This window comes from Methylotenera sp., assembly GCF_036401095.1.
GTDB lineage: Bacteria > Pseudomonadota > Gammaproteobacteria > Burkholderiales > Methylophilaceae > Methylotenera.
The window spans coordinates 17,281-41,038 of sequence record NZ_DASWWA010000023.1 but is presented as its reverse complement, the minus strand read 5'-3'; the positions used below and the strand labels follow the sequence as shown (position 1 = coordinate 41,038).

General features: G+C 37.5%; 28 protein-coding genes. 8 read left to right on the top strand and 20 right to left on the bottom strand.

The features are described 5' to 3' along the window. Positions 1-142: 142 nt before the first annotated feature. From VGD82_RS11550 to VGD82_RS11515, 8 genes are all read right to left on the bottom strand, one after another. The gene (locus VGD82_RS11550) at positions 143-1,417 is read right to left on the bottom strand and encodes a replication initiation protein (RefSeq protein ID WP_331020533.1); all 1,275 of its coding nucleotides are present in this window, start codon (positions 1,415-1,417) and stop codon (positions 143-145) included. A gap of 1,448 nt (positions 1,418-2,865) precedes the next feature. Beyond that, positions 2,866-4,062: a hypothetical protein gene (locus tag VGD82_RS11545; RefSeq protein WP_331020532.1), complete on the bottom strand. Its 1,197-nt coding sequence runs from the start codon at positions 4,060-4,062 to the stop codon at positions 2,866-2,868. A 71-nt stretch (positions 4,063-4,133) separates the two neighbouring features. After that, positions 4,134-5,945: a hypothetical protein gene (locus VGD82_RS11540; RefSeq protein WP_331020531.1), complete on the bottom strand. Its 1,812-nt coding sequence runs from the start codon at positions 5,943-5,945 to the stop codon at positions 4,134-4,136. Between the two features lie 28 nt (positions 5,946-5,973). Then, positions 5,974-6,351: a hypothetical protein gene (locus VGD82_RS11535; protein ID WP_331020530.1), complete on the bottom strand. Its 378-nt coding sequence runs from the start codon at positions 6,349-6,351 to the stop codon at positions 5,974-5,976. Positions 6,352-6,566: 215 nt separating this feature from the next. Next, entirely contained in the window at positions 6,567-7,331 is a 765-nt protein-coding gene (locus VGD82_RS11530; RefSeq protein ID WP_331020529.1) for a hypothetical protein, read from the bottom strand. Between the two features lie 12 nt (positions 7,332-7,343). Then, positions 7,344-8,129: a P-loop NTPase gene (locus tag VGD82_RS11525; RefSeq protein ID WP_331020528.1), complete on the bottom strand. Its 786-nt coding sequence runs from the start codon at positions 8,127-8,129 to the stop codon at positions 7,344-7,346. Positions 8,130-8,236: 107 nt separating this feature from the next. Next, positions 8,237-8,686, bottom strand: coding sequence for a hypothetical protein (locus VGD82_RS11520; protein ID WP_331020527.1), 450 nt, complete (start codon positions 8,684-8,686; stop codon positions 8,237-8,239). Between the two features lie 153 nt (positions 8,687-8,839). Beyond that, positions 8,840-9,859, bottom strand: a complete 1,020-nt coding sequence (locus VGD82_RS11515) for a hypothetical protein (protein WP_331020526.1) — start codon at positions 9,857-9,859, stop codon at positions 8,840-8,842. A gap of 504 nt (positions 9,860-10,363) precedes the next feature. Between VGD82_RS11515 and VGD82_RS11510 the strand changes: the two genes are divergently transcribed. From VGD82_RS11510 to VGD82_RS11475, 8 genes are all read left to right on the top strand, one after another. After that, entirely contained in the window at positions 10,364-10,690 is a 327-nt protein-coding gene (locus tag VGD82_RS11510) for a hypothetical protein (protein ID WP_331020525.1), read from the top strand. Positions 10,691-10,743: 53 nt separating this feature from the next. Continuing rightward, complete coding sequence (locus VGD82_RS11505; RefSeq protein WP_331020524.1) at positions 10,744-10,989, top strand: hypothetical protein; 246 nt, start codon at positions 10,744-10,746, stop codon at positions 10,987-10,989. Between the two features lie 52 nt (positions 10,990-11,041). After that, positions 11,042-12,394: a KfrB domain-containing protein gene (locus VGD82_RS11500; RefSeq protein ID WP_331020523.1), complete on the top strand. Its 1,353-nt coding sequence runs from the start codon at positions 11,042-11,044 to the stop codon at positions 12,392-12,394. Positions 12,395-12,441: 47 nt separating this feature from the next. After that, a complete protein-coding gene (locus VGD82_RS11495) occupies positions 12,442-12,717 on the top strand; it encodes a hypothetical protein (RefSeq protein WP_331020522.1) in 276 nt (91 codons plus the stop codon). A 26-nt stretch (positions 12,718-12,743) separates the two neighbouring features. After that, entirely contained in the window at positions 12,744-13,355 is a 612-nt protein-coding gene (locus VGD82_RS11490) for a thermonuclease family protein (protein ID WP_331020521.1), read from the top strand. A gap of 79 nt (positions 13,356-13,434) precedes the next feature. Next, positions 13,435-13,812: a hypothetical protein gene (locus VGD82_RS11485; RefSeq protein ID WP_331020520.1), complete on the top strand. Its 378-nt coding sequence runs from the start codon at positions 13,435-13,437 to the stop codon at positions 13,810-13,812. Further along, the gene (locus VGD82_RS11480) at positions 13,793-15,052 is read left to right on the top strand and encodes a DNA-methyltransferase (RefSeq protein ID WP_331020519.1); all 1,260 of its coding nucleotides are present in this window, start codon (positions 13,793-13,795) and stop codon (positions 15,050-15,052) included. The genes VGD82_RS11485 and VGD82_RS11480 overlap by 20 nt, the downstream gene beginning before the upstream one ends. A gap of 14 nt (positions 15,053-15,066) precedes the next feature. Continuing rightward, positions 15,067-17,778 carry a relaxase/mobilization nuclease domain-containing protein gene (locus VGD82_RS11475; RefSeq protein ID WP_331020518.1) on the top strand — a complete coding sequence of 904 codons (2,712 nt, stop codon included), beginning with the start codon at positions 15,067-15,069 and terminating at the stop codon, positions 17,776-17,778. A gap of 61 nt (positions 17,779-17,839) precedes the next feature. On the opposite strand, the gene VGD82_RS11470 is transcribed toward VGD82_RS11475, so the two are convergent. The 12 genes from VGD82_RS11470 to VGD82_RS11415 all read right to left on the bottom strand — a co-directional run bounded on the left by VGD82_RS11470 (position 17,840) and on the right by VGD82_RS11415 (position 23,288). Next, positions 17,840-18,439, bottom strand: coding sequence for a hypothetical protein (locus VGD82_RS11470; protein ID WP_331020517.1), 600 nt, complete (start codon positions 18,437-18,439; stop codon positions 17,840-17,842). 257 nt (positions 18,440-18,696) lie between these two features. Next, positions 18,697-18,885, bottom strand: coding sequence for a hypothetical protein (locus tag VGD82_RS11465; RefSeq protein WP_331020516.1), 189 nt, complete (start codon positions 18,883-18,885; stop codon positions 18,697-18,699). Positions 18,886-18,951: 66 nt separating this feature from the next. Beyond that, positions 18,952-19,269, bottom strand: coding sequence for a hypothetical protein (locus tag VGD82_RS11460; RefSeq protein WP_331020515.1), 318 nt, complete (start codon positions 19,267-19,269; stop codon positions 18,952-18,954). A gap of 50 nt (positions 19,270-19,319) precedes the next feature. Next, positions 19,320-19,508 (bottom strand): hypothetical protein, encoded by a 189-nt coding sequence (locus tag VGD82_RS11455; RefSeq protein ID WP_331020514.1) that lies wholly within the window; start codon positions 19,506-19,508, stop codon positions 19,320-19,322. 44 nt (positions 19,509-19,552) lie between these two features. After that, positions 19,553-19,768, bottom strand: a complete 216-nt coding sequence (locus VGD82_RS11450) for a hypothetical protein (RefSeq protein WP_331020513.1) — start codon at positions 19,766-19,768, stop codon at positions 19,553-19,555. A 47-nt stretch (positions 19,769-19,815) separates the two neighbouring features. Continuing rightward, positions 19,816-20,022 carry a hypothetical protein gene (locus VGD82_RS11445; RefSeq protein ID WP_331020512.1) on the bottom strand — a complete coding sequence of 69 codons (207 nt, stop codon included), beginning with the start codon at positions 20,020-20,022 and terminating at the stop codon, positions 19,816-19,818. Between the two features lie 88 nt (positions 20,023-20,110). Then, entirely contained in the window at positions 20,111-20,434 is a 324-nt protein-coding gene (locus VGD82_RS11440; protein WP_331020511.1) for a hypothetical protein, read from the bottom strand. A gap of 308 nt (positions 20,435-20,742) precedes the next feature. Next, a complete protein-coding gene (locus VGD82_RS11435; protein ID WP_331020510.1) occupies positions 20,743-20,994 on the bottom strand; it encodes a hypothetical protein in 252 nt (83 codons plus the stop codon). 100 nt (positions 20,995-21,094) lie between these two features. Further along, positions 21,095-21,304 (bottom strand): hypothetical protein, encoded by a 210-nt coding sequence (locus tag VGD82_RS11430; protein ID WP_331020509.1) that lies wholly within the window; start codon positions 21,302-21,304, stop codon positions 21,095-21,097. Continuing rightward, positions 21,304-21,633 (bottom strand): hypothetical protein, encoded by a 330-nt coding sequence (locus tag VGD82_RS11425; RefSeq protein ID WP_331020508.1) that lies wholly within the window; start codon positions 21,631-21,633, stop codon positions 21,304-21,306. The genes VGD82_RS11430 and VGD82_RS11425 overlap by 1 nt, the downstream gene beginning before the upstream one ends. A 27-nt stretch (positions 21,634-21,660) precedes the next feature. Then, on the bottom strand, positions 21,661-23,037 hold the full coding sequence (locus VGD82_RS11420) for a hypothetical protein (RefSeq protein ID WP_331020507.1): 1,377 nt from the start codon (positions 23,035-23,037) through the stop codon (positions 21,661-21,663). A 26-nt stretch (positions 23,038-23,063) separates the two neighbouring features. Further along, complete coding sequence (locus tag VGD82_RS11415; RefSeq protein WP_331020506.1) at positions 23,064-23,288, bottom strand: hypothetical protein; 225 nt, start codon at positions 23,286-23,288, stop codon at positions 23,064-23,066. Positions 23,289-23,758: the final 470 nt, after the last annotated feature.

The following is a 23,758-nucleotide window of genomic DNA, read 5'->3' as shown; positions in this document are numbered from 1 at the left end:
CCTTAATAGTTGTGTTAGTGGTAAGCGGTTTTTTGGTTGCACCCAGAAAGCCGCTTTTTTATTCTGTGATAAGCATTATTTAATTACCACAATTCAATTATACACCTTGATAAGTGTACGTCAAATACTTTTGCAGCAAAAGTTATAGTTCTAGGAATTTCTTAAATGCAGTCTTAATAATTGGTTTATTAATATCTAGACTATTCATTACAACAGACTTAATTTTCAAATACTCTTCTGAGTTTTTAAATTTATCCAATATTTCTTGTTTCTTAGTTTCATCAAGTGATTCAAACGCATCCAACTTTTCACTCGATTTACTAACGCGAGTTTTTCTTCTAGTCTTTTCTGCTTCATCAAACAAATGTTTAGTAGCAGCTTCTTTAGTTTTTTCTATTTTCTTTTTGTCACTAGGGGTAAGTCGCAAGTCTTCATTAATTGCATTTAATAGGTACCGTGTTGGGTTCTCAATATTTTTCTGCTCCATACGGTAACGTACAAATTCGATTTTCTCCATGACAAAATCCATGTCCAGCTCAGCTACTGTATTAATTTCTGAGTTAGAGAAACCAAACTCTTTCTTGAGTATTTCGAATATGTGCTGTGGCAAGTTGCCCTTATCTTCTTCAGATAAATATGCAGGATTGGCTTCAATAACAAATCTGATGTGAGTAATTGTGCGCCCACGTTTTTTATAATCTGGCGTAATGAGAATATCTGAGAACTCATTAATCTGGTTAACGGCTATTTGGATAACACGTCTTTGTAAGTTTCTGAAATCTATATATTGGTCTGGGTTATCTGGGTTTGTAATGGTGCGAAACTCTTCCAGAGTCATCCAATCAGTTGCGCCTCTAAACTGATCAAGCCTGCACCTATCATAAATGGTGTAAGCGTAGCCACTACTGAATTTATTTTTAATTCTTAAACTAAGTCTTGTCCATGACTTTGGATCGTGAAGGTGATTGCGTAGGCTTTCTGGTATCTTAAAATGAAATTTCTTGCCTGTGATTGTTACATCATAAATGTAATTGGTTGAGTGCCAAAAGTCTAAATCTGGATTATCTGGGTCAACAATATTAATTTGAATTAATGTTTGCTGTATGCCGGTAACTGCTTTCTTTAGAAAATCATTGTTATTTGAGTTGTAACTAATGAGCCATTTAAAATAATCCAGATCGAGTACATGAACTACATCCTGATTCATTCTTGGCATGGCTTTGAAAAAACAACCATCTATAATTTTAAGCTGCAGCAAACTTAATGGATTAACAGTTTTGATAATACTGTTTGATTTTCGGTAACTGATATCCTTGGGTGCTGAAATGATAGGAACGCCAGATTCGAAAAACATCATCACCATTTGTTCTGGTGTTGAGATGTTACTTAATGCATCTGTTTTTACTAATTTAGTCATTAAATATCCTTTAGCTACATCGTGTACGTTCATGGTGTTCAATGTACACAATCAATGTTTCTCTTTATACTAGAGATAAATACTCATTGCAAGTACCTAGTTAAAGTTTTTTACACGTTTTTCTATCGTGTACGTCTATGGGCTGGGTTTGAATTTATCTTTATTAAAAGAAGCGGGCTTGCTAGCTCTTTAATATATTAAAGAACCTGCCTGCTTAGGCGTGTTGTAACTAATTGATTTAATTTGTGTATTGGGAATTGTTGTGTACGTCTATGGTTGGTATGTGTACATATGTGGTCTGTAGGTGTACGTTTATGGCCGGCTATTGTGTACATCCATGGTGGCTTATGTGTACGTTTATGGTTGGTAAGTGTACATCTATGGTAAACATTGTGTACATCTATGGTGATGCTGTGCCTGGTGAATTTACAGGGTTAATTATTTACTAATAATCATAAGGTTACGGTTAATAATAAAACATATGTGTACGTCTATGGGTGAGCTATTGTGTACATTTATGGTGGGCTATCGTGTACATCTATGGGGTAGTGGCAGTTTTTATATATCTATTTGAAATCAACATCTTATATTCATCGTTATTCTCATGAGAATAAATAAACCAGTTAGGGTAGGGTAGGGTGCTGACTGTATCGTGTACGTTTATGGTAGTGTTGTGTACAGTCATGGGTGGCTATTGTGTACGTTTATGGGTAAGTTATGTTGTTATAAATATATCTTTATAAACAATTGGTTATAGTATATTTAAACTACCTGAAGCTGCATTGATAGCTGAAAAATAGTGGTGTAATCGCTGTAATGTGTACGTCTATGGGAGATCTTTTAAAGGATGCAATGATGTGTTCAGTGGGGGTCTCTATCCTACTGTTCATAGGTAGATTCATAGATAACATATTGATTATATTGTTAATATTTAAGTATCGTGTACGTTTATGGTAAGTATAGGTGAATGCATTGTGTACATTTATGGTTAGTTAATGTGTACGTTTATGGCCAGTATAAAACTGGAATCTATAACAATATTGCCTGTTACCAGATCAAATGTTGTTCATGGATGGTGTTATAAATATATATAAATCATATAGTTACCTATATAGTAATTTTGATTGTGTACATTTATGGTGAGCTATTGTGTACATTTATGGGGGATATATATTGAATTGTTCATCAACTTCATATGGAATTGACACCTACTCCAAGGTGATAAAATAAATGGATAGGTTTTATTTAATATATTCATACAGTTATGTGAATGTAAATGATTCAGAGATACTAATTTCTAATTAAAACTAATCTAGAAATACTCAAAATCCACCCATAGATGTACACAATAGAAATAGCGCCAAAAACATGAGTGACTTACGTCTTACTCATGCTTTCTTAATATTAAATATCAGGCGCTAATTTACACGGTGCTAACTGAATAAACGCTAGAACGGCTCATCATCGATGAGATCTGCAGGCTCATTCTGTGCTGCCTGATCACTAAAATCGAGCGCTGTAGCTTGTGGGAATGCTTCGGTAGGTATTTGTATCAAACCTTTGATTTGCGAGCCTTCTGTGCGGATTGCTGTGCGTATTAGCCCCAATGTATTGTTGCCATCTTTTGCACGTATAGATATACCTGGACCATAAGATTGCGATTTATACAGTTTCATTTGAGAATCAGACAGGCCTTTACCAACAATAGTATTCACGAATGCATGTTTTACACTCTTGGTTGGGTCTGAAGGATTGCCTATCAAACTTAGCTCATAGCCAGGAATCACTTCCATGATTACATTTGCATCAGCTTCACGTAGTTTGATAAATCTCTTCGTTTCACGCAATTCTGGCATTTCAAAATTACGCGCTGGTTGTGATCCAGATTCAGGAATATTTAGTGGCCATGAGAGATATTGCATCTCTACATTTCTTGGGTCATTTGTACCTTCAACAAAAATCCTAACAATCGTGTGCGTGTAACCGGCATCACGGAAGCTGGCCAAAGTGCTTTCTAATTGCTTCTGGTCATTTACCACAAGTGCGCCAGAAGGCTCTAGTACACGTTGTGATACACGGAATTTACCGCCCTTATCTATAGTTGTTTTTAAACGTTCTACAACGGTGGTGAATGGCAACTCTTGTTCAACCCAATCACCACTAGGAATTCTTACATTAACAAACGTAGGTGAGCCATCAAGGTTTAAACGTAATGTACGAGGACCATCTTTATCAGGGTTTTCAAAACGAACACTAGGTACACCAACAATTTCAAGTGCTTGAATGTCTCTATTGTCACCGGCACCGTGCGCCCAGCGAGCTGTTAAATTGTCATAATCACCAGATACACCTTCTAGTAAGAAAAAATGACCTTCTTGAGTCTGATGTAAGTCGCTATAGATCTTGCTGCGCAAATCATCAGGACGAACGGTTACATTAATTTTTTCGTTAGCTGCAGGTACTACGCTGTGTTCTTTAGCTCCAAGTACAGACACCACACTACCAGACAAAGTGAAGCCATTGGCCTCAGCATCACCCATAATCTTTTGATCATACTTGCGTGGCAACTCGTTATCCAGCTTAATTACCAAACCATAACCTTGAACAAAGGTGCTTGGCCGTGTTTTAAAGTCTTTTAAACCCATGTCTTTCTCCAATACATTAAATAATAAAAATACTACCTTTCACATCTACTACAAATTGAACTAAAAATAACTTATTGCAGGCTGGTCGCTTGTTGCAGCAGTGACAAAAGTCTAGCAGCATCATGCTGTGATATATCTAGCTTAATAACCGGCTCTACTTTTTTAAGAGGTCGTGGGCTAAAACGCTTAGATTGTGCGTGGCGTGAAGCGAATGTTTTGATTAACCCAACAACCCAATGGGTAAAATGTGTGTCTAAACTATCAACGTTAAAAACTAACATACGAGCTTGATCAGATTTAGCCAGTTCACGAATAGTGAAAATATTACCAGCCTCACAAACTTCATTGTTTGGATCTATAAAGTTAGATCCGTCAGCAGAGAATAGTAAGGTGCTTAGAATTGAAATAAACTTTGTTTTAACTGTATGCTCTGAGTGTGATGAGTAATTGCGTTGCAACATATGAATATGTGGGAAACGCTGTGCAATATTTTGATAATTATCTTCACACAATAAGATGTATAGATCACGCAAGCTGGCATTAGGCTTAGATAGCTTTGCAGTGATAATTGCAGCTGCAACTAGTTGGCCATATTCAAAGTCTGAAACCATATCTTGCGCAAAAGTGGCAGCAAGGGCAGGAGACTCGGCAGGAATTTCACCTAACACATCCCAACGGTACGCCCCATTATCATCTCCAGGGCGAATGTACTCTACCGCATTGGTAGGAATGCCATGTTTCTCTGCCAACGACATAATATCGTGATGATTAATTGGATTAGATATTGAATTAAAGACCAAAATACTATGGCCAACAATCGCCATTTGATCCGTTGTCAGTGTATCTTTAGTAAGGCTGCCTGAGTCAAGCACGCTCTCTGCATCAATATGTGTTACTTTTGCAAAATCCACAGATGGGCTAGGAGTGTGACTTTCATTTTTATTAAAATCGCCCCAATTAGATATCGGCTCTGAAACTTCTTGATGTTGATATGAAGTTTCACTCGCTGTGTTTTCAAGAGCACTGGCCTCCTCAATAGGTTCCTCATACTCAGATACAATCTGCATAGGATTAAAATCATCAACAGAATTAGTTGAGATAACCTCTTCTTGAACATTAGCTTGCATTAATGTTTCTGGGACTTCTACAAAGTCAGGGGGCAGATCTGAGGTTGAATCTAAATTGAATAATGCTGGCTCGCTAAAGTCATCGTCAAAAACAGGAAGAGGGGAGTGACTTACTTCCGTCACCACTTCTTGTTCATCCAGCATATTCGAAGGGAAGTCGAAACTCTCTTCAATTTGCGAGTTATTATCTCCAAAATCCACATGTAAACTGGAATCTGTTTCAGATATACCTAATGCGTTTGAAAACATAACACTTAAATCGTTGTCCGGCGCTGTGTTTAAAGAAGGTGTTGCGCCGCTTAAGTAGTCATGTGCTGCGCTTTGCAGATGAGAGATTTCTGGTGAGTTAGATAATCTGTTTTCATTATCAGCGGCAGCTTTAATATCAAAATCAATGTTAGCGGGGATCGCACGGCCAATATCGTTTAGAAACTCACGAATTGTCGCAGCTGGGTGGTGTACTTCGGCTCCACTCCATCCTAATGCATGAAGTGCTAATATCAAATCAGGGAATGCCTCTTTCAATAAGGAGTCGCCTAGATCGATGGCAAGCATGCCTCCGTCATAGCGTACAACAGCACCAGAATCTACGTGTTTTAAGATCTCATCATCCTCACCTGGCATTGAATACGATTCAAATTGATAAGTTGCAAATGCGCGATTAACCGCTTCAGCATCCCATGGTCTTAAGTTATTTGTCGTACATACCAGAACAGCTTCAAAATCGTCTTCACCATCTAACCATTTATGTCCCATATATAACCCTTTTCTCTAAATTAAATTGTTAGCGTACTAATACCAAAGCAATTGCCAAACTAAGTCCACCCAGAAAGAAGCTTATTAAGTAAGGCGTAGCGCGTTGTATTGGGCTTTTAGATGAATCAATACTAGAAGCCACAACATGAATTAAGTCTTTAGCAATCAAAGCTGACTGGGTAATTAATGTTTGGCGATGCAGATCTATTGTTTCGTTAGCCTTTTGCTGCAAAAGTTTTGGCATTTCTTCGATCAATATTTTATTTGCCCCAACTAAGGCGAGTACAACGATAAGTGGATCATCTTCATCAATTGAAAATTGGTTTTTAAATTGATTTATGTTATTAAGCTCATCCGATGTGAGTGGACGGCCCAGTATTGTTTCAATATTATTTTTTAGATTCATTTTTATTCGCCTTCAATTCAATTGAATATAGTTTAGAAAAGCAATGAATACAGCATGGTGATCTGTAATTGGGGAGGTCCATATCATGTTCAATAATGGTGCTTTCGCCACAAATAGACGGTGTATTCGCGTTTAGATTTGGATATGCATGAAATGTATTATCCATAAGATGCCCTAGCCAGATGTGGGTGTAGAGTATTCGCATAAAATGATTATTAATCATTCAGTTCTACAACAACATTAGACTTCTCATCACCCTCTAACAACTCACTGATGTTCGTATTGACTTGATTTTGCCATCTAAATAATCTTGATTGCGTAATAATTGGTAAGGTTTTTAGTCTCATGGCTTCCGCTGGGTAAGTTTTTAAATCGAAAATCATACGTACCTCTTCAGCACGTAATTTGGGAAATTCTAGTACCTCATGAAACTTAGATTTGTATTCACGATTAAAGCTTGAGAAAACAGACTCGTTCCCAAAATAGTTGTTATAAACAGGATATAAATATTGGAATCTTGTAGCTAAATCATTAAGAGATTCGAGGCCATCCGGTCTGTCTGACATTAAATATATGAGGTTAAATCTATAGTTATTAGGTTCGGTGTGGGCCAGTGTTTTATCAAACCATTTCAAAAGAATCTTATCTGCGCCATCTGGCGTATTTATGATCAAATGATTGTTGGCAACTAACAACCTATGTATTAGGTCCTCATATTCACCGTCTGCCATACAATTATGCGTATCTGGTCTAAGTTCACGGAAGTCAGCCCAGCGTGCGGGGCATTTTCGCTTGAAGATTGCGTGCACATCACCGGTCCGACCATCACCATCTAGAACCGCATATTTTGCATCGTCTTCAAATTCTTTAAATCTGCTTCTTGCTTCAAGTGCAGAAGCAAGAGCAAGACAAAAAAGCGATTTACCGACACCGCCTTTATTGCCGGAGATCATCCAAACTGTTTTTTGAGATCCAGACATATGCTACCAATGTTATCCAAATACAGGTTTTAAGCAGCTAGCTACTTCTTCAAGCCAGTTCTTAAGCTTAAAGATTTCTGATGACTTAAGGCCAATGGATGCAGCTGCAGAAGAGTCTAAAGCTAAAGTGAATGGCAGAGTCTTAGTTGTGCCAAGGATAGAGTCACGGCATCTGTAGTTTAAGGCTGGGAAATCTATTGTCTTCCATCCCTTTTTTTCAAATTCAATTTTGATTGGGTTTTTATTCCAAATAGTGAATTCATCGGCATTAGACCAAATGTTATTTCTTACTACATGGATTGCATCAAAATGTTTGCCGTATGTTTCATTAGCATTTACCAATAAATTGACTGAATCTAAACCGGTGTTTAAAACCCACAATAATTCAATTGGTGTTGGGTTTTCATCTTGTGCCAGGAACAAACGAAATTCAGCAAGCCAATTCTTAGTATTCATAACTTCACCAATACCAGCAGGCATGCTTATCACTACATAATGATCCTTATGCTTCGTAACAAAGTCCATGGTGTCCATCCAGCCATTTTCACTGCGTAGATTGGCTTTCATACAAGGAACGCTTGCACCGGCTAGTTCCGATAGGAACATGCGTGAAACATCTGGATTTTGAGTATCGGCATCAATCACTGCTACTTTCTGTCCAGTTGCATCTAAATAATCAATAACAGCAGAGGCAATCATTGATTTACCAACGCCGCCTTTGTCGCCATGAGCAAAAATAATTTTAGGCTTGTTGAATGTAACTGGTTGGGGAGATGGGTTTTCAGTAGATTTTGCCATGATTATTAAGTCCAGTAGTAAGTTAAGTAATAGTGAATATATATTAAATAATAATATTATGCAATTAAATTACCCCAATAAACTTTTGCAGCAAAAGTTGTAAAATATTAAGGCACATACTTATTTAATGGTTTTAATAGATCTGGCAGTAAGTTTTTCTCTGGTAATGATTTTAAATATGCTTGTACCTGTTGTTCTAATAGTTTTACAGTCTTTGTAATATCGGAAACAAAAAAATTACGGCAATCAATCGCATGCTCATCTTGAGCTGTTATAGAGAGCTCTTTTATGATTTGATATGCCATGCGTTCTGTAATGTAGCCGCCATCAACTGCCATTTTTACTTTACTTCGAAGTGTGGTGAAAGACATTGTCCGTACCCCACGGCGGTATGCGCACCAAACAATACCTTTTGGGTTTTTCCCGCCAATTCCAAGCCTTATTTCCCATTCTTTTGGTCGTGCCTTTACACTGCTAATATCTACAGCTTTCACGAATAATTTAGTCATTCTTTCTTTTAAGAGTATGGTTTCAATGCTGTCTTTTTGTCTGCTCATAACGGTAGTATTTGGTTAATTAAGATGAGATATTATTTATTCTGTTGTGTATTTAATCAAATACAATTAATTATAAAATCTGCATGGTAAATTACTTGATTTAACCATTTTTGTTTTATAGCACTTATGCCAATATCTAATGTTATTTATGTGTTAAATCTTCATTTTAATAAAGCTGTCTTCAGTGCTAGAAGTTGAAGTAGGTATAGGTGGCCTCCATTTAGTCCTATTAAATTTTTCTTTAACTAACTCGACAAGAATCTCACCATCCTCGTTTGAGTATTCAAGTAAGCCATCATACAGTCTCTCATTTTTACTCAACATAAGACCCTCAATACTAGGATGCTCCATGAGGGCTTCGCTTTCGTAAACTTCTTTAGGCACGCCTGGACTAACAGCAATTTGTTTTTCACTTGGTTTTAATGGGCGGCACTTTAGGCCTTTTCTGGATGGTTTATTTTCAATAATTTTAGTATCAGCAGCGCCAGATAAGTCCGGAATAATAGGGTCCTCTTGAGCCGGTAGTTTTGCCAGCGGATTATCTCCTAAAGTGTCGCTAGATAGCTCTGGAATTGACGGCTCATATTCATCTAATCCAATACCTTTCCCCGTAGGGGAATTTCGGGCGCTGGCGATATCGCCAGCGCCCGACGAGCCAATCGCAGGCTTATTAGCCTGCGATTGGCTGCTTGCCCCCACAAGTGGGGGCAAATTGTTTTTTTCGCCAGCCATAATAGCCAATGTCTCTTCGCTTGAGCGACTCATATTGGCCTTTTTCGCCAGAATTGATGCTTCGACAAGTTTTTTATTAGAGTCTTCTGTATTTAGCTGATTTAAGCTTGCTAACAGTTTCAAATTAGCCTCAATCCTCGCATCGCAAGCCTCTTGGCATTCTTGCTGAAAATCTGTGTAGTATTCACGAACAGTGCTAGGTTGCAACTTCAATCCGCAGTTAATAAGCAGCGTTGTAATTTCTTTAAAGCTAAAGCCTTTTCTTCTTAGAACAAAAAGCTCCGGCATGATTGTCTTAAAAAACTGTCTCTGAGTGAACTCACTAGGATCATACGCTAATGCAAAAACCTGTAAATTATGCTTAATTTCATTCGAAGTTAAGCGGCCTTTATCCTCGGTTTTTGACGGTATTTTAACTCTTTGCTTACTATTATTTTCCATAGATATTTACCTGTTAGTTACAGAACAAAAGCAACTAATTTAACGTTTTTATGTATTAAAACACCAATCTAAGTGTTTATAAAATACATATATATTAAATAATATAGCACAAATTAATATTTAATACTTCCATATTTATTCCTTTATTAATGCGACAAATATTAGAATTTTTCATTTTATTAACACCGATAAAATGAAAAATATTTAAAGCAATATTACTAATTTAAAACTAAAGTTATCTATAAATAAAACGTATTTAATACTTAAAGATTTATGTAATTTATACCTAAAATTTACCTCATTTTTTCAAGCATTCAGTAGGACAGGATGCTAGGTGTATATACAACGATAAAACATGTTGTATCTCCACCTAGGTTATTTCGATGCTAGATCTGCTACGCATCTCGTCGCTATCGAATCAGGGCTTCGCCCCGATACCCGTAAATATTGAATGTAATTAAATTATGTGTTTTAATTAATTATCACAATCATTAAAGTATTTATATGACTAAACTATTCGTAAAAAAAACTAGTGAAGAAACTTTTTCGGAAAAGGTACTTGTTAAGTTCACGCCATCTGGTATGCGTAACTTAAAAAAACAAGCAGCTGCCAGATTGCTGGATGTAAGCGAATTTATTCGCCGTGCAGTGGAGGGAAGGCGTGCAGATGTTAGGTATGAAGTCAATGTTATTATTGAAGTTGGTAAGTTAATTAGAGCTGTAAATTTATTGAGAAAAGATTTATTCGAGATGGGCCTGATCGATGATGAGGCTAAGTGGGCAGAAGTTCGTAATGAGGCAATTAAAGCTATGTTGAGAATTGAAAAATAGACTTTTGCAGCAAAAGTTTCAGTTTTAATTAATGGTTGAAGTAGGGGAGTTAAATGAATCAAGAATTAATAGCATGGGCTGGTAGCGTAACTGCAAGTGTTGGCTCTCTATTGTTAGCCTTAAACATACGTTATTCAAATTGGGGTTGGGTCCTGTTCTTAATATCTAATATATTTTGGATCGTTTATAGCTTGGCAGAAAATCAATCACCAATATGTTTGCAAAATAGTATTTTCATTGGGACTAGTTTATTAGGAATTTATCGCTGGATCTTTAGTAAACATTCAATAAATAATTAAATGATGTAGAATAATAAATGCAGCAATCCCATTGATAACGCAGGAGTTAAAAATGCCACATAGATTGAATTTCGAACAGTTTTTTAACAACGTAAAGCCAACCGGAGCGGTAAATCGTTTACCTTCAAATATAGGTATGCCAGTGAGTACCTATACTATTTATTTGAATGGTCCATACACTAATGATCTGCCATTAAAATTAAAAGAATTTACTTTTGACAACCTTACAGTAAATTCTTTAACAGAGAAGTTAGGGTTAGATCCAGAATCATTGCGCGATAATTTGAAAGTGGCCGAATTGGTAGCAACACGCTTTGCTTGGTTGACTATTGTTAATATTGAACATCTGAATAATGTTGAAGATGGGTTAAGTCAGCTGCCGGACTCAACATTGGTTGAATACAACCTCTTATCAAAAGGCATGGAACATCCTTTTATTCAGAAAGAGTTAGGGTTACAGAGAGCACTCACAAGTGATTTGCGGCCAGTTCTAGCTGCAGCATCAGAATTAATCGGAAAGCAAGTGCGTGATTTGATGCCTAGGGAAGTTTCAGTAGGTAAAGTATTAACCCAAAACGATGCTTTTACAGTACAGCAAACACGTCTTGGTGAGATCGTGACTCATGAAAATAGTCGCTTAGATACACTGCCGAAAGTGGGTAATGAAATTACAGTTTCGTATTATAAGGGAACTGGGCAGGTCGTGAACCTACTTGCTAAAGATCAAGTGTCAGCACCGTATATTGATAATAAAACTGGCGATTTGGCGATTGAAGTTGTTAATGATGCAGGCAAGAGCCAGGTTTTATTGTTTAACTCAATTGCTACTTTTGATAAGTTCGTGACTGCGCATGAGTTAAAAGGCGAGTTGGTAGTTATGGCCATAGATGTTATTACTCCTCTAATTAATAAAAATGAAAGTCAGCTTACAAAAAAGCCTATAGGTTCAGTATATCTTGATAAATCTTCTCTAATGTTGAGTGTTGATTATAGTGAAAATGGCATTAAGAATAAGGTGCTATTTGGTTCTCTGCGTGTGTTAGAGCAGGAGGCCGCTGCTTTCGGTTTAAGTGAGCAAGATGTTATACGTGCCAGGTCATTAGATCAGGCACAAATGCGAATTACAAAACCTCAGAAATACGAATCCTTAGTTACAGCAAAGAATGTAGCTGAGGGTAAAGATCCAATCTTAACACCGCAAGATGGTAAGGTTTATGAGGGTAAAGTTATTGATGCCACCTCATTCCATATTGTTCAAAATCTTGGTCGTAGCGCCGTAATCCACGACAAGGAAAACTTAAACATTGACCCTAAAAAAGGTGATCTGTTAAAGGTTAGCTATGAGAAGGGTTTGGGTACCAACGTTATGGCCGAGCAAGAGCAAAGTAAAACACAATCTCGTTAAACACTTCACAGCACCTAATTGGTGCTTTAACAATTAAGGAAATAGAAATGACTGATAATTTAACTATCTTAACAGCTGCAGAAGCATCATTAATTGCTGAAAGAATTAATCGTTGGCGAGATCAAAAATGTCATGTGGTTATGAAATCTACGTTGGCAAAAATCAAAGAGCAATCAAAATCTGGGCACAGAAAATATCTACTAGAAGGTGTTGGTTCGGATGTAGATTTTGATGCGTTTATTTTGGAATTAGAAGGTTTGGGTTATACCGTAGCACAAGCTGGTGAAGAGTATTTAAACCGATCTTTAATCATTACTTGGTAAGTACTTTGTTAGTTATGGTGAACAACATGAAGAAAATCAGTATTGCGAGTTTACTTATCTTGACAAATTTATCTGTCACAACAATAAGTTTAGAAGCGCATGCAAACGATATTTGGTTACAGGGTAGGGTGGTGGGTGTTACTGATGGAGATACCATCACAATTCTTGAATTAAATAATCAACAGCATGAAGTAAGATTATCTAATGTTGATTCACCTGAAACATCATGTCATGCAAGAAAGCCATCATACCATGATGAAAAATGTATTGAGTTTGGTCAACCATTCGGCAAAGCAGCAAAGAAGTCATTATCAAAAATGATTTATGGGAAGGTCGTGCAAGTTAAATTGCAAACTACCAGGCAGAACAAAATACAGAAAACATTCAATCGTCCTCTGGGCACGGTTTATTTTAATCAGATTGACATAAATTTCGAACAAGTTAGGAATGGCTTTGCATGGCACGAAGCTAGCTTTGGGAAGAAAAATCAATCTGCTGAAGATTTCTTAAAATATTCAGAAGCTCATAAATATGCTAAAGAACATCGTTATGGTTTATGGAAAGAAGATAACCCATTGCCACCTTGGCAGTATAGAAAATCAAAAAACGCGAAATATATAACCGTTAATAATCAATGACATAGTTGCGTGTAAGATACATTATGTTAAAAAGTCTGTACTAGCATATAACTAAATTAAATTCACTAGGAATATAAAAATGGAAACAAATAAAAAACTTTCAAAGCCTTTATCTAGCTACGCTAAAAGTGTCCATGAACAAATGAATGAAACTCACTTTGGGGTAATGCTTTCGGCATTTGAGAAAGAAGCATTCGGACAGGGTTATATTTTCATTGAAGGGAAAGAGCAAGCAATTATTCCTGAATCATTAAAACTAAAGATGGCTAAAGAAGTTCTGTTCGCTCGGTTACGTAACCTATCACCTGAAATAGATGATGGTGAACTTGAGAAAACGGTTCATAGAGATATGCTAGATGGGACAGGTTTAGCTTACGTCAATGAGTTTATATCTTCATTGTCGAATATTGGGATTGTAGTTAGTAAGCGCACTGAGAATGTTGAAGTGCTACTTTAAATTAGTAATTTGCAATAGCTTTGTCATAAACTCAGAATGCTTTGTTGAAAAAATCATTATGATCCAAAAAGGTAATATGAATAATCCCATGATAATTGGTAATGCAACTTTGTATAACGAAGATTGTAGGAAGGTGCTGGCATTACTTCCTGATAACAGTGTAGATTCAATTGTTACTGATCCGCCATATGAACTTGGTTTTATGGGTAAATCGTGGGATTCAACAGGCATTGCTTATGACATAGCCATGTGGAAAGATGCTTTGAGAGTACTTAAGCCTGGTGGTCATCTTTTAGCATTTAGTGGGAGCCGGACTTACCACCGCATGGCATCCGCAATTGAGGATGCAGGTTTTGATGTTAGAGATAATATTGCAAGGTTTTATTCCGGAAAAAAAGATAAAGATGCTTTCCTGAACAGTTTATCTGATGAACAAATTGAGCTATTTTTAACTGCATTTGGCGCCCCATCAATGCTTGAATGGGTATATGGCAGTGGGTTTCCTAAATCACGTAACCTTGAAGGTGATTTTGAGGGTTGGGGAACCGCACTTAAACCCGCACATGAGCCTATATGTATGGCGAGAAAGCCATTAAGCCAAACTGTTGCAGCAAATGTATTAGAGTTTGGTACTGGCGCCATCAATATTGATGCTTGTAGAACATCTGCTGGGCGTTGGCGTGCTAATTTAATTCATGATGGTAGTGCTGAAGTGCTTGCAGCATTCCCGAATGCCAAAGGTGCACAAAGTGACGTGAAAGAGACAGATAAATGTAGGCCAAGTAACGGAAAATTTGGGGATATGAACCCTCCTCATGCACATAGTGCACGTATAGAGACAGATAAATCAGCTGCACGCTTCTTTTATTGCGCCAAGGCATCATCATCTGAGCGTGATGAAGGTATTGAGAAACTGCAGAAAAACCCAGCGGGTATAAAAAATGACAGTGGACGGGGCTATAGTGAAATAGATCCAATGAAGGAAATTTTACGTGCAAACCACCATCCGACAGTAAAGCCGGTTGAAGTTGGGGCATATTTCCAGCGGTTAGTGACACCTCCAGGAGGCACAACTTTAGACATGTTTATGGGATCCGGATCATTCGGTGTTTCTGCTATTTTAGAGGGCTTTAATTACATAGGGATCGATAACGATACAGAGCACGGCTATTTCAATATATCTACCAATAGAATTTCTTATGCTGTGTATACACCAAAACAGCAAAAAATGTTTGCGTAGTAATAAGTTAATAAATGATTCCTAAAATCCCTAAACAGCGGATTCAATCTTCGAATGAAAGCAAACCTTTCAACGACCTGGTGAATTACATCGAGGAAGATAAAGGACATCAGCGTACACAATCAATTAATAACACATTTGATAACATCATTGAATATTCGGTTGCAGAAACGGATTTAGAATCGAATGAAGAAAAATGTGTGGCCATTCGCACTATCAATCTTTCCAGTATAGAAGCAGTTACAGTGCAAATGAATGCCACAGCTGCAAAGAACGCTCGCTGCAAAGACCCAGCATATCATTTTATATTAAGTTGGCCAGAACACGAAAAACCACAATACGAATCTATTTTTGATGCGGCTCAGCATGCCCTAAATTCGCTTGGCTTAAGTGAACATGAGGCAGTAATAGCAATACATGGTAATACCGACAATTGGCATGCGCACGTGGCTGTGAATCGTGTACACCCCGTTACTTTTGAAACCCAGAATATTATGTGGTCAAAAAAAACCTTACATAAAGCGGCAAGGGAAAGTGAGATTAAGCACGGATGGACCCATGATAATGGGATATATATTGTAGAAACTAATAGTCACGGTGAGAAGAAAGTTATTCTTAATCCAGAGTTTGCAGAAAATGTAGTTAACGCGGATAGACAATATAAGAAAGAAGTTACTCTGCCCACCTGGCATGATCCAGATAGTCTTGAGTCTTGGTTAAAAAAAGATGTATCTAAAGCGTTAAAAAAACAATTACCGAAGATGCAAGACTGGCCAGCACTACATAAATGGCTAAACCAGTTAAATATAGAGTTATCCGATACCGGTAGTGGATTACGTCTAGAGATTTCTTCCGAAAAATCTGGGGAGAAAATTTCTATGCCGGCAAGTAAAGGTTTGCGATTATTAAAACGCAATGAGCTTATAGCCCGTTGGGGTAAGTTCACATTAGGTGTGCTAGAGCCTCTATATGGTGTTGAAACATTCCCAGCAGACCCTACTCCCTTAGACGACTCAGAAAAAGCAGGTGTGCAGCCCAGCTTCACCCCAGATTTCTCAAAATTTACTCAACAACAAATAAATAAAGGAATAGATCATGTCTTCACTACAGACAACAGAAACTGGAACGAAAGTAACACCAATAGCTACAAGTTCTCCAACTTTGAATCTGATCGACGCAGCTCGCCGGCCCAAAGAAGAAGTGGCTTGTATGAATTGTCCTTTAGCAGTATGGATGGCAACGGACAGCACGGTGAGAGCATATTGCCGGACGCTTTATACGATAGTTTGGGAAACCAGCAAGCCTGGCACGATCCGGACATGCGACGCACCATTCCAGATAGCGGCAGCGGCCGCAGCATCAGAAGCTTAAGTAGAGATAACTCCAAACGTGAAGAACGTAAAGCCGCACGCGCTCTTGCACGTGAGGATTTAAGAAATAGGTATGCACAATATAAACGTTTTGTTCGTGAAGGCGACCAATCGCATTGGAGTCGCGTTAAAGAAATTAAATCAGAATATGGCCAAGCGCTAAAACAAATAAAGCAGAAATCATGGGTAGATAGCAAAGCGATTAAAAATGATCGTACATTCAGCCTTGCTGAAAAAACCCAACGGAATGTCGTTATTAATATGATGGCCGTTCGTGCACGACTGCAAGCTGAAGCTAATTTTCAATCTCAAATGAAAATTATGCGTGCAACTAGACTACCGCCTTTAGGGTGGAGAATCTGGTTACAAGAGCAAGCAAATTTAGATGATCAAGCTGCACTTTCAGCGCTTAGAGGTATTGTTTATCAAGCGCAACGTGATGCTAAAAAAAGCCAGAATGACGAATTACTTACTAAAGAAGATGATGGCTCTCAAGAGTATCAGGAATATCAATATAAATTAGTAATGGCTAGATTGTTAGAGCAAGAGCGAAAGGAGGTAGCAATTCGTTCTGCACGGGCTGACTCTGTAAGGCCTTATGAGGCTGATGCACTTTTAAGAAAATATATTGGCATAAAATGGAATGTAACCGGCAATGGTAATATTGAATATAACAGTGTACATGGAAGCCACTTATTCACGGATCGCGGGAATCGCATTACTTTCGATAAAGTTCTAGTAACGGATGAAGAAATTAAGCTTGCACTTGTTCATGCTCAACAAAAATTTGGTAATCAAATTACATTAACCGGTGATTTAATCTTTAGTACCCGAATGGCCAAGTTGGCTGATGACTTGGGTATAACTGTTCTTAATCCAGAATTGCAAGCGGTGGTTGCATCTCACCGTGAAGAGAAGCTAAATAGACTTGCATCAACAATGGCGAGTACAGAGCATGAAGTGCCAGCAAACGCTTTAGAGCCTCTGGTGGGCGATGGCGTAGGTCAAACTATGGATGAGCTAATAACGCCAGCTGTAGGTGAGGAAATCGGGCAATCACCATATACAACTAATCAATTATTGCAGCGAAAAGTATTATCAATTGATCCAAGTGCAGAATTCGAAATTCCAGATGTTAATCTGAACAGAACTTATAGTGGTCGTATAGCAGCTTCACTTGAGCCAGATCTAAATGCACTTGGTGGCTTTGCGCAGCATATTGGCCGTAGTCGTTACGCCCTTCATGCTTTAGTAGCGCCAAATACTGAAGAGATAGTCGATGTTGTTTATAAAAACGGTAAAGTGAGTGTTGCAGAGAAGTCAGTTAAAGAAGCAGATAGACAGAAAAAACGTTAATGTCGTTTTAAGCTGGACAGTAGGTTTGGTAAAGAACGATGACAGACACAACAAAAGCTACTTAAGGATTAATTTTAGCTGCCCACTCTTTAGCGAGAAGTAATGTTCTTGAATGTTTTTTTAAAGCGAGTAGCTTTTCTTCGGCAGCCGACATTACCTCTAATATCGACTTATTTTTAGTGACTGCGTGAAATGCAGCATCGGAAGCTATTGCTTTGTTCGCATCTCTCGTCAGTTCATTTAACATATGCAACCAATCTTCAGAAGTGACTTCACGATTCCATATCGGCAGTCCATCTTTCAAGTAACTTTCTAAGGAATAGTCTAATCTACCACCAATGATTAAGGCCACCTTATCTAAATTCGTTTCTACACTTTTCCAGTTAGTGATTATTTTTTTAGCTTCTAGTTCTGCTAGATTGATGGCTTTTTCTTTTTCGGCCTCAGCCGATTCAGCCTTTTTTGCTATGCTTGTTTTGATTGAGCCTAATTTAGACAGTATTGAAGCTGCTTTAATTAAAGTGTTACGATCTTCACGATTAATACCTTCGGATTGATTCTTAATAAAATCAAGTTCAAGTTGATCAACTATTTTGTTAATAGATGTGCCAGTGCGTTTGGCTAATGATGCTTGATCTTTGATTGTTTTAGAATGTACCATTTATATTATTCTCCGTAGCCTCATACATCCGACCTGAAAGTTCAGCGGCGTCAATATCACTCATTTTTTTCCGGCCAAAATTGCATCAACGCTCACCAATGTACCATCACATACAGAACAGCAACTGTTACTCGTATCAGTCGCTTTAATTTGCCAACCACACCTTTCACATTCAAGGGTGGGATTTGGAGTCGCTTTCCGCATATCTGAGATCGTAGGTTCCACTACTAGAAATTTATCCATAGGGTTTCCGATATTTAGTGTAACTTCCAGATCGCGCCAGATTGGCACGTGAACAGCTTACCGTCTGCATCGTTTTGAATGCTTTGGCCGTCATTACACAGACGACCTTCTGCTGGGGAATGCAGATACAGCCAGCCGCCGAAAATAGTAGCTACTAATACGATGGCAGCAACCCAACTAAGATATTTTCTATTAAATTTCATATTCTAACCGGACCGCTGACAAGTTAAGTTTTTCAATAGTTTGGATTTTCATTTTTCTTTTTTAAATTACCTAACTAAATTAAGAGCCGCCGCACCTTGTGCAGCCAATTGAGTATTTCCATTCCACAATCCGACGCGGTGGCCTTGCTCAACCTGGTATAAATATCCAAGAAACCATGGGTCACGTTCGCTTATTTCCATCATCCCGACTAACCAGCAATCTTCAGAATACCAACCCCAAGCCTCATTCAGTGCGGCTTCTCCCCAATGTGAAAGCTCTGGGTAAAAAAGCCTTAATTGCTTAATACGCACAGCTTCGCAGTTTGATGGGTCTACAACATCTGCATGTACTGATACCCAGCGTAATTCATCGAATTTTTGCATAACTGAGGTCTTAGAGGCTGGCATCGTCTTTTCCATGAATTAATAAAAAACTACTGCGTTACCGCAGCATAAGTACGCTGATATTTAACAACGTAGACTACAGGTAGCCCACCGATTATCAACTTCTTTGCAGTCGTCAACGCATGACGGCGAGATCGGCAATTAAGACCCTCATAGGCACCAATATCAACCTGTTTTTTATTGTTGGCAAAAGCAACCCACCACTTTTTATTCTTCATTATTGCTACCATTAAATTTAAATGCATAAAAACTTACCCTTTAGTTACTGATTAACCTGATATGTTCTGTGGATTCTCCACCATACAATACCAACAGCTACTACAAACATGACCATTGGTATTGCAAAACTTTCATATTCATGTGCGACCCCAATTGCGACAACAGGTATTAATCCGACAAAAATCCCGACAATGATATTGATAATTGCAACTTCAATTCTATTCTTGGCAAGATGATCTTCAGTCATTTTCTTTTCCATGGTTAGTTACTAAGCAGGACAATGTTCTTTTTGCTTGGTCTTTCGCGTCAGTGCGTTTGACTATCCGGAGCGTCGTTTAAATCGCGCTCCCATTCGTCAATAAACTTTCGGGTTTGCCGAATTGCTTCCTCGTCATCGCCGATCAAATCCGCGTACAAGCGCAAGCTCATTTGAACCACTGCTTGCACCGCCCCGCCTGGGTCCAGGCCTTTCGCAGCCATCTCTTGCATAGCCATATTGGTATGAGAGATCATTATTTTGGCTGCCTCATCAACAACCGACAATTCAACAGTATATGTAGCTTTGGATTTATTCATTTGATCTTTTCCGTTATTACGCCTGTTAGGTATTACTATTTACAATAGTTTGGGCAAGACTTTCAGGAATATTTACTGTAATAGTCAAATTCCCATGGTCAGAAATCTCGTAACTTGAAAGATACGAACCCAAAGCAAATGATTTCCCGTTCTGGATACTGTAACCGTTGGTAAGCAACTCATGAAGAACTTCACGAATTTTATCGTTTGATTTTCCACCGACATCCCAATTCAGCAACAAAACAATATTTTCTACTGTTGTAGAGTGTGGTTTATGTGTTTTTGCGCCATCTTTTAAAATAGCCAATAAAACTTCCCGTGCTTCATTGTTCAGTTGATTAGTTTTCATTATCCTTTTCCGATTCGTTTACAATAAATGGGAAACATCAGTCCCTTTCTGGACGGGAAGAGAGGACCAGATGAAGGGGTCATGCTCGGCTACATCATCTTGCTGAACCCAAAACGTCCCAGTCGTCCAAAGACGCTTGCGAAGAAACCAGAATTCATCATTAACAAGACTCGCCGGAAAGAACCAAACACCCACTGACATAAATACCATAAAGATCAACCCAGGCGACAGATACTCATATGTTATAAACAGAAGTAGAATTGAAAGAGTAGCAATAAGTGTTATACGATTCATTTTTTCTATTCCGTTTAGTTAGATTTGTTTTTTGAAGCGCGAATAATTTTTGCTAGAAGTTTCACTTCATCCTCGCTTAAATGAATTTCAATCTCTTCAGTAAATCCTTCTTTAGCATCTGCCACATTAAAAAAACTAAACCTAACTGCCCCATTGCGATCAGCATGAGTATGAACCTCAGTAATATTTGAAAATTTACGGTTTAACTGCACAGCTGGTGATTTCTCGCCAGTTTTGTTATTGTGAATTATTCTTTCGGCTCTCATAATATTACCTTTGCTGGTTATTTCTACAATATGGTTAATTATTGCATGTTTAAATAGCAATGTAAACAAGAATGTGTAGAATAAACCATCATTTATTTAATTATTTGCTAGATTTTACAACAGCACTAATCAAGGATATGGCCGCCGCCTCAGATAGCATGCCTAACATGATGTAACGGAATGATTCATCCACAACGTCAGCTTTACACCTGGCAGCAATGGTACCGCGATCAATGCCTAACTTTTCTGCCATTTTGACTTGAGATAATCCAAGATGCTTCATACCTTGTTCGAATTCAGAGCCGGTCATTATTCCATTCCATTTTTATATCTAAAATTAATTAATTCTGCAAAATTCCATAAAGCACTAAGAGTTGAAAGTACACCGCATATATATAGAAAAAAACTTGTAGTTTTACAGAAAATGTAAGTTGAGTACTTAATTCCTTCAGATGGATTTACTTCAACTAATGGGAGTAAAAATGATGCTGCCAATATAAAGATTGTAGCCATTGTTGAACTAATTAATATTCCTCTCTCATATGATCTATGCTCATTTGTAAATTCATCATATGATTTATTACTCCACAACCCTATTAAATAAGAGATGAAGTTAATTGCCAAATCTAATATTTTCATACTCTATCCTTTTCATGCCTAATAAAATTAATCTACTATTGTTTGAATCTCTTTAAACAAATCTAGCATACTAACTTCGATATTTGATGGATTGCAATTTCCGCTACTTGCATCACCAAACAATCGCAAAACTTTCAAATACATTTTTATTGGTATAACAACACTTTCTTTGTTATTCGAAGAGTTCGTTTTTTCATTTATTAAAGTTACTGCAGGGGATGACCTGTTAAAAACAATAATATGAAAGTCTGAATAACTACCAAATAATAGAATTCTGAAGTTTGGATCAGATTTACCATTATCTGGTTGCACTTCTACTTTGTAAGAGTAATCGCCTCCACCAGTAAGTTCATCAAAAATACTATCTATATGCGCTAGTTTGTCTCTAGCATGTAACAAGTAATTTCCAGATAACTCATAAAAAGGTGAGCCGTCTTCATAATAGAACTCATGGCTTTCTCTCATTTGAATATATTCACATAGCCTATAAAAGGATGTTTCGTCTAACCCTTTTTTTCCGGTTAAATACCATTCAAAATCTTTAGTCTTGACACCTATTCTTTTCGCTACAAATGATAAAGATTGCGGCCAACATTTCATTAATTTTCTAACTAAATCGCTGCCGTAAAGAATGTTATTCTCATCTTCTAGTTCATTATCAATAAATTCTTTATAACTAATTATTCCTAAAGATCGCTTAATATCATTTTCAATAATATTCACTGGTCGTGTGGGAATGCCTTTCTGTTGCTTTAAAAGCCAATCGTGATTTTTAGGAAATTCTTCATAAATTTGCTCGAATGAATTCGTAATTTTTAGGAAATTCTTATTTAGCTTTTTATAATCTGATATTGCCAGGTCTACCATGTAACTAATCGAACCGCTTAATGGAAACTTCCAGCCGTCTTGGAAAGGTATTGGCTTGTTCATTTCCTCAATATTGGGTATTGATCGGATATTATGGTCAAGGTCTCTTGGGGAATTAAAATAATGATATTCATCAGCGACCCCATGGGCTGCTCTTTGATTGGCCGTGAATGATCTATCTTTTCCATCAGCAACAATCAGCTCAATACCAAATTGATAGATAAAGTTAGATAGCCACGGAAACTGTTCATTGAAATCTTTTGATACCTTTAATACATCAGGAATACCCTCTTTGTTATTTTCACTCCATGCCAGCTCCAGAAAATCTAATATGGGTAAAGGCGCATCAATCGCTGAAAAGTATACGAACCTGCCTGGCACACCTTCAATATTCATTGAATAGATAAGTAGGGGTTTTAATTTAGCGGCCATAGCTTCAGAAACAAGAGTGTTTTCTAGTAAGTGGAGGACCAAGCCTGAATTGGCAATGAATAATTTCTTTGATAGCTGAACACTTAACTGATGAGTTATTTTCATAATAAAAATATGATCTTTCCAATATTTTAATTATTAATTTCATCCAGAAGACGTTTTAGTATCGATGTTACTGGCACGCCCTCTTTCATTGCAAGGATCCTCGCAGATCCGAGTAATCGATCACTTATTCTATACTCAGCAGTTTTATTCCTGCGAAAAGTATTTGTTTCATTTTGAAGGGTTACGACTTTAGCATTGGTGTTTGGCATCAAATCTTTTAGCTTCACATCAAGTAATTTAATCAAACTCATTTTACGTTTTCTCAGTATGGAATTTACATAGGTTTTAATCGCTTACTATTTTTTTCCATTATTAATGGAAATTACGACGTAATGACCTCGCCAATAATAATTTCGTTACAACCGCATTCAGGGCAAGCTGGAGACCCATCATTATTTCCAACTTTCATGCGCATTGTCGATAGCTTTCCAATAGGCAATGCACTAAAACCTTCCCAGCTTTGTTTATGTCGGTTCCAATCATCTGAGGACTCAATGTAAACTCCCTCGTGGCCACATTTATTACATTTAGCTTTGCGCTTAGTGTGTTCCCAGCTCATAACCTACCTCGTTTATTTGAAGATAGATTTAGCATACAACATAATATCCTAGCGAAACAGAAATATGCCTATCAATGCAATGAACATAACTATTGTCACAATAATTACAATTGGACTAAGAGGTGCAAATGCAGAAGATAACAATACCAAGATTAGAAATGC

Coding starts and splice junctions, on each gene's coding strand:
- VGD82_RS11550 (WP_331020533.1), bottom strand. CDS start 1,417: ATGACTAAATTAGTAAAAACAGATGCATTAAGTAACATCTCAACACCA.
- VGD82_RS11545 (WP_331020532.1), bottom strand. CDS start 4,062: ATGGGTTTAAAAGACTTTAAAACACGGCCAAGCACCTTTGTTCAAGGT.
- VGD82_RS11540 (WP_331020531.1), bottom strand. CDS start 5,945: ATGGGACATAAATGGTTAGATGGTGAAGACGATTTTGAAGCTGTTCTG.
- VGD82_RS11535 (WP_331020530.1), bottom strand. CDS start 6,351: ATGAATCTAAAAAATAATATTGAAACAATACTGGGCCGTCCACTCACA.
- VGD82_RS11530 (WP_331020529.1), bottom strand. CDS start 7,331: ATGTCTGGATCTCAAAAAACAGTTTGGATGATCTCCGGCAATAAAGGC.
- VGD82_RS11525 (WP_331020528.1), bottom strand. CDS start 8,129: ATGGCAAAATCTACTGAAAACCCATCTCCCCAACCAGTTACATTCAAC.
- VGD82_RS11520 (WP_331020527.1), bottom strand. CDS start 8,686: ATGAGCAGACAAAAAGACAGCATTGAAACCATACTCTTAAAAGAAAGA.
- VGD82_RS11515 (WP_331020526.1), bottom strand. CDS start 9,859: ATGGAAAATAATAGTAAGCAAAGAGTTAAAATACCGTCAAAAACCGAG.
- VGD82_RS11510 (WP_331020525.1), top strand. CDS start 10,364: ATGACTAAACTATTCGTAAAAAAAACTAGTGAAGAAACTTTTTCGGAA.
- VGD82_RS11505 (WP_331020524.1), top strand. CDS start 10,744: ATGAATCAAGAATTAATAGCATGGGCTGGTAGCGTAACTGCAAGTGTT.
- VGD82_RS11500 (WP_331020523.1), top strand. CDS start 11,042: ATGCCACATAGATTGAATTTCGAACAGTTTTTTAACAACGTAAAGCCA.
- VGD82_RS11495 (WP_331020522.1), top strand. CDS start 12,442: ATGACTGATAATTTAACTATCTTAACAGCTGCAGAAGCATCATTAATT.
- VGD82_RS11490 (WP_331020521.1), top strand. CDS start 12,744: ATGAAGAAAATCAGTATTGCGAGTTTACTTATCTTGACAAATTTATCT.
- VGD82_RS11485 (WP_331020520.1), top strand. CDS start 13,435: ATGGAAACAAATAAAAAACTTTCAAAGCCTTTATCTAGCTACGCTAAA.
- VGD82_RS11480 (WP_331020519.1), top strand. CDS start 13,793: ATGTTGAAGTGCTACTTTAAATTAGTAATTTGCAATAGCTTTGTCATA.
- VGD82_RS11475 (WP_331020518.1), top strand. CDS start 15,067: ATGATTCCTAAAATCCCTAAACAGCGGATTCAATCTTCGAATGAAAGC.
- VGD82_RS11470 (WP_331020517.1), bottom strand. CDS start 18,439: ATGGTACATTCTAAAACAATCAAAGATCAAGCATCATTAGCCAAACGC.
- VGD82_RS11465 (WP_331020516.1), bottom strand. CDS start 18,885: ATGAAATTTAATAGAAAATATCTTAGTTGGGTTGCTGCCATCGTATTA.
- VGD82_RS11460 (WP_331020515.1), bottom strand. CDS start 19,269: ATGCAAAAATTCGATGAATTACGCTGGGTATCAGTACATGCAGATGTT.
- VGD82_RS11455 (WP_331020514.1), bottom strand. CDS start 19,508: ATGAAGAATAAAAAGTGGTGGGTTGCTTTTGCCAACAATAAAAAACAG.
- VGD82_RS11450 (WP_331020513.1), bottom strand. CDS start 19,768: ATGGAAAAGAAAATGACTGAAGATCATCTTGCCAAGAATAGAATTGAA.
- VGD82_RS11445 (WP_331020512.1), bottom strand. CDS start 20,022: ATGATCTCTCATACCAATATGGCTATGCAAGAGATGGCTGCGAAAGGC.
- VGD82_RS11440 (WP_331020511.1), bottom strand. CDS start 20,434: ATGAAAACTAATCAACTGAACAATGAAGCACGGGAAGTTTTATTGGCT.
- VGD82_RS11435 (WP_331020510.1), bottom strand. CDS start 20,994: ATGAGAGCCGAAAGAATAATTCACAATAACAAAACTGGCGAGAAATCA.
- VGD82_RS11430 (WP_331020509.1), bottom strand. CDS start 21,304: ATGACCGGCTCTGAATTCGAACAAGGTATGAAGCATCTTGGATTATCT.
- VGD82_RS11425 (WP_331020508.1), bottom strand. CDS start 21,633: ATGAAAATATTAGATTTGGCAATTAACTTCATCTCTTATTTAATAGGG.
- VGD82_RS11420 (WP_331020507.1), bottom strand. CDS start 23,037: ATGAAAATAACTCATCAGTTAAGTGTTCAGCTATCAAAGAAATTATTC.
- VGD82_RS11415 (WP_331020506.1), bottom strand. CDS start 23,288: ATGAGTTTGATTAAATTACTTGATGTGAAGCTAAAAGATTTGATGCCA.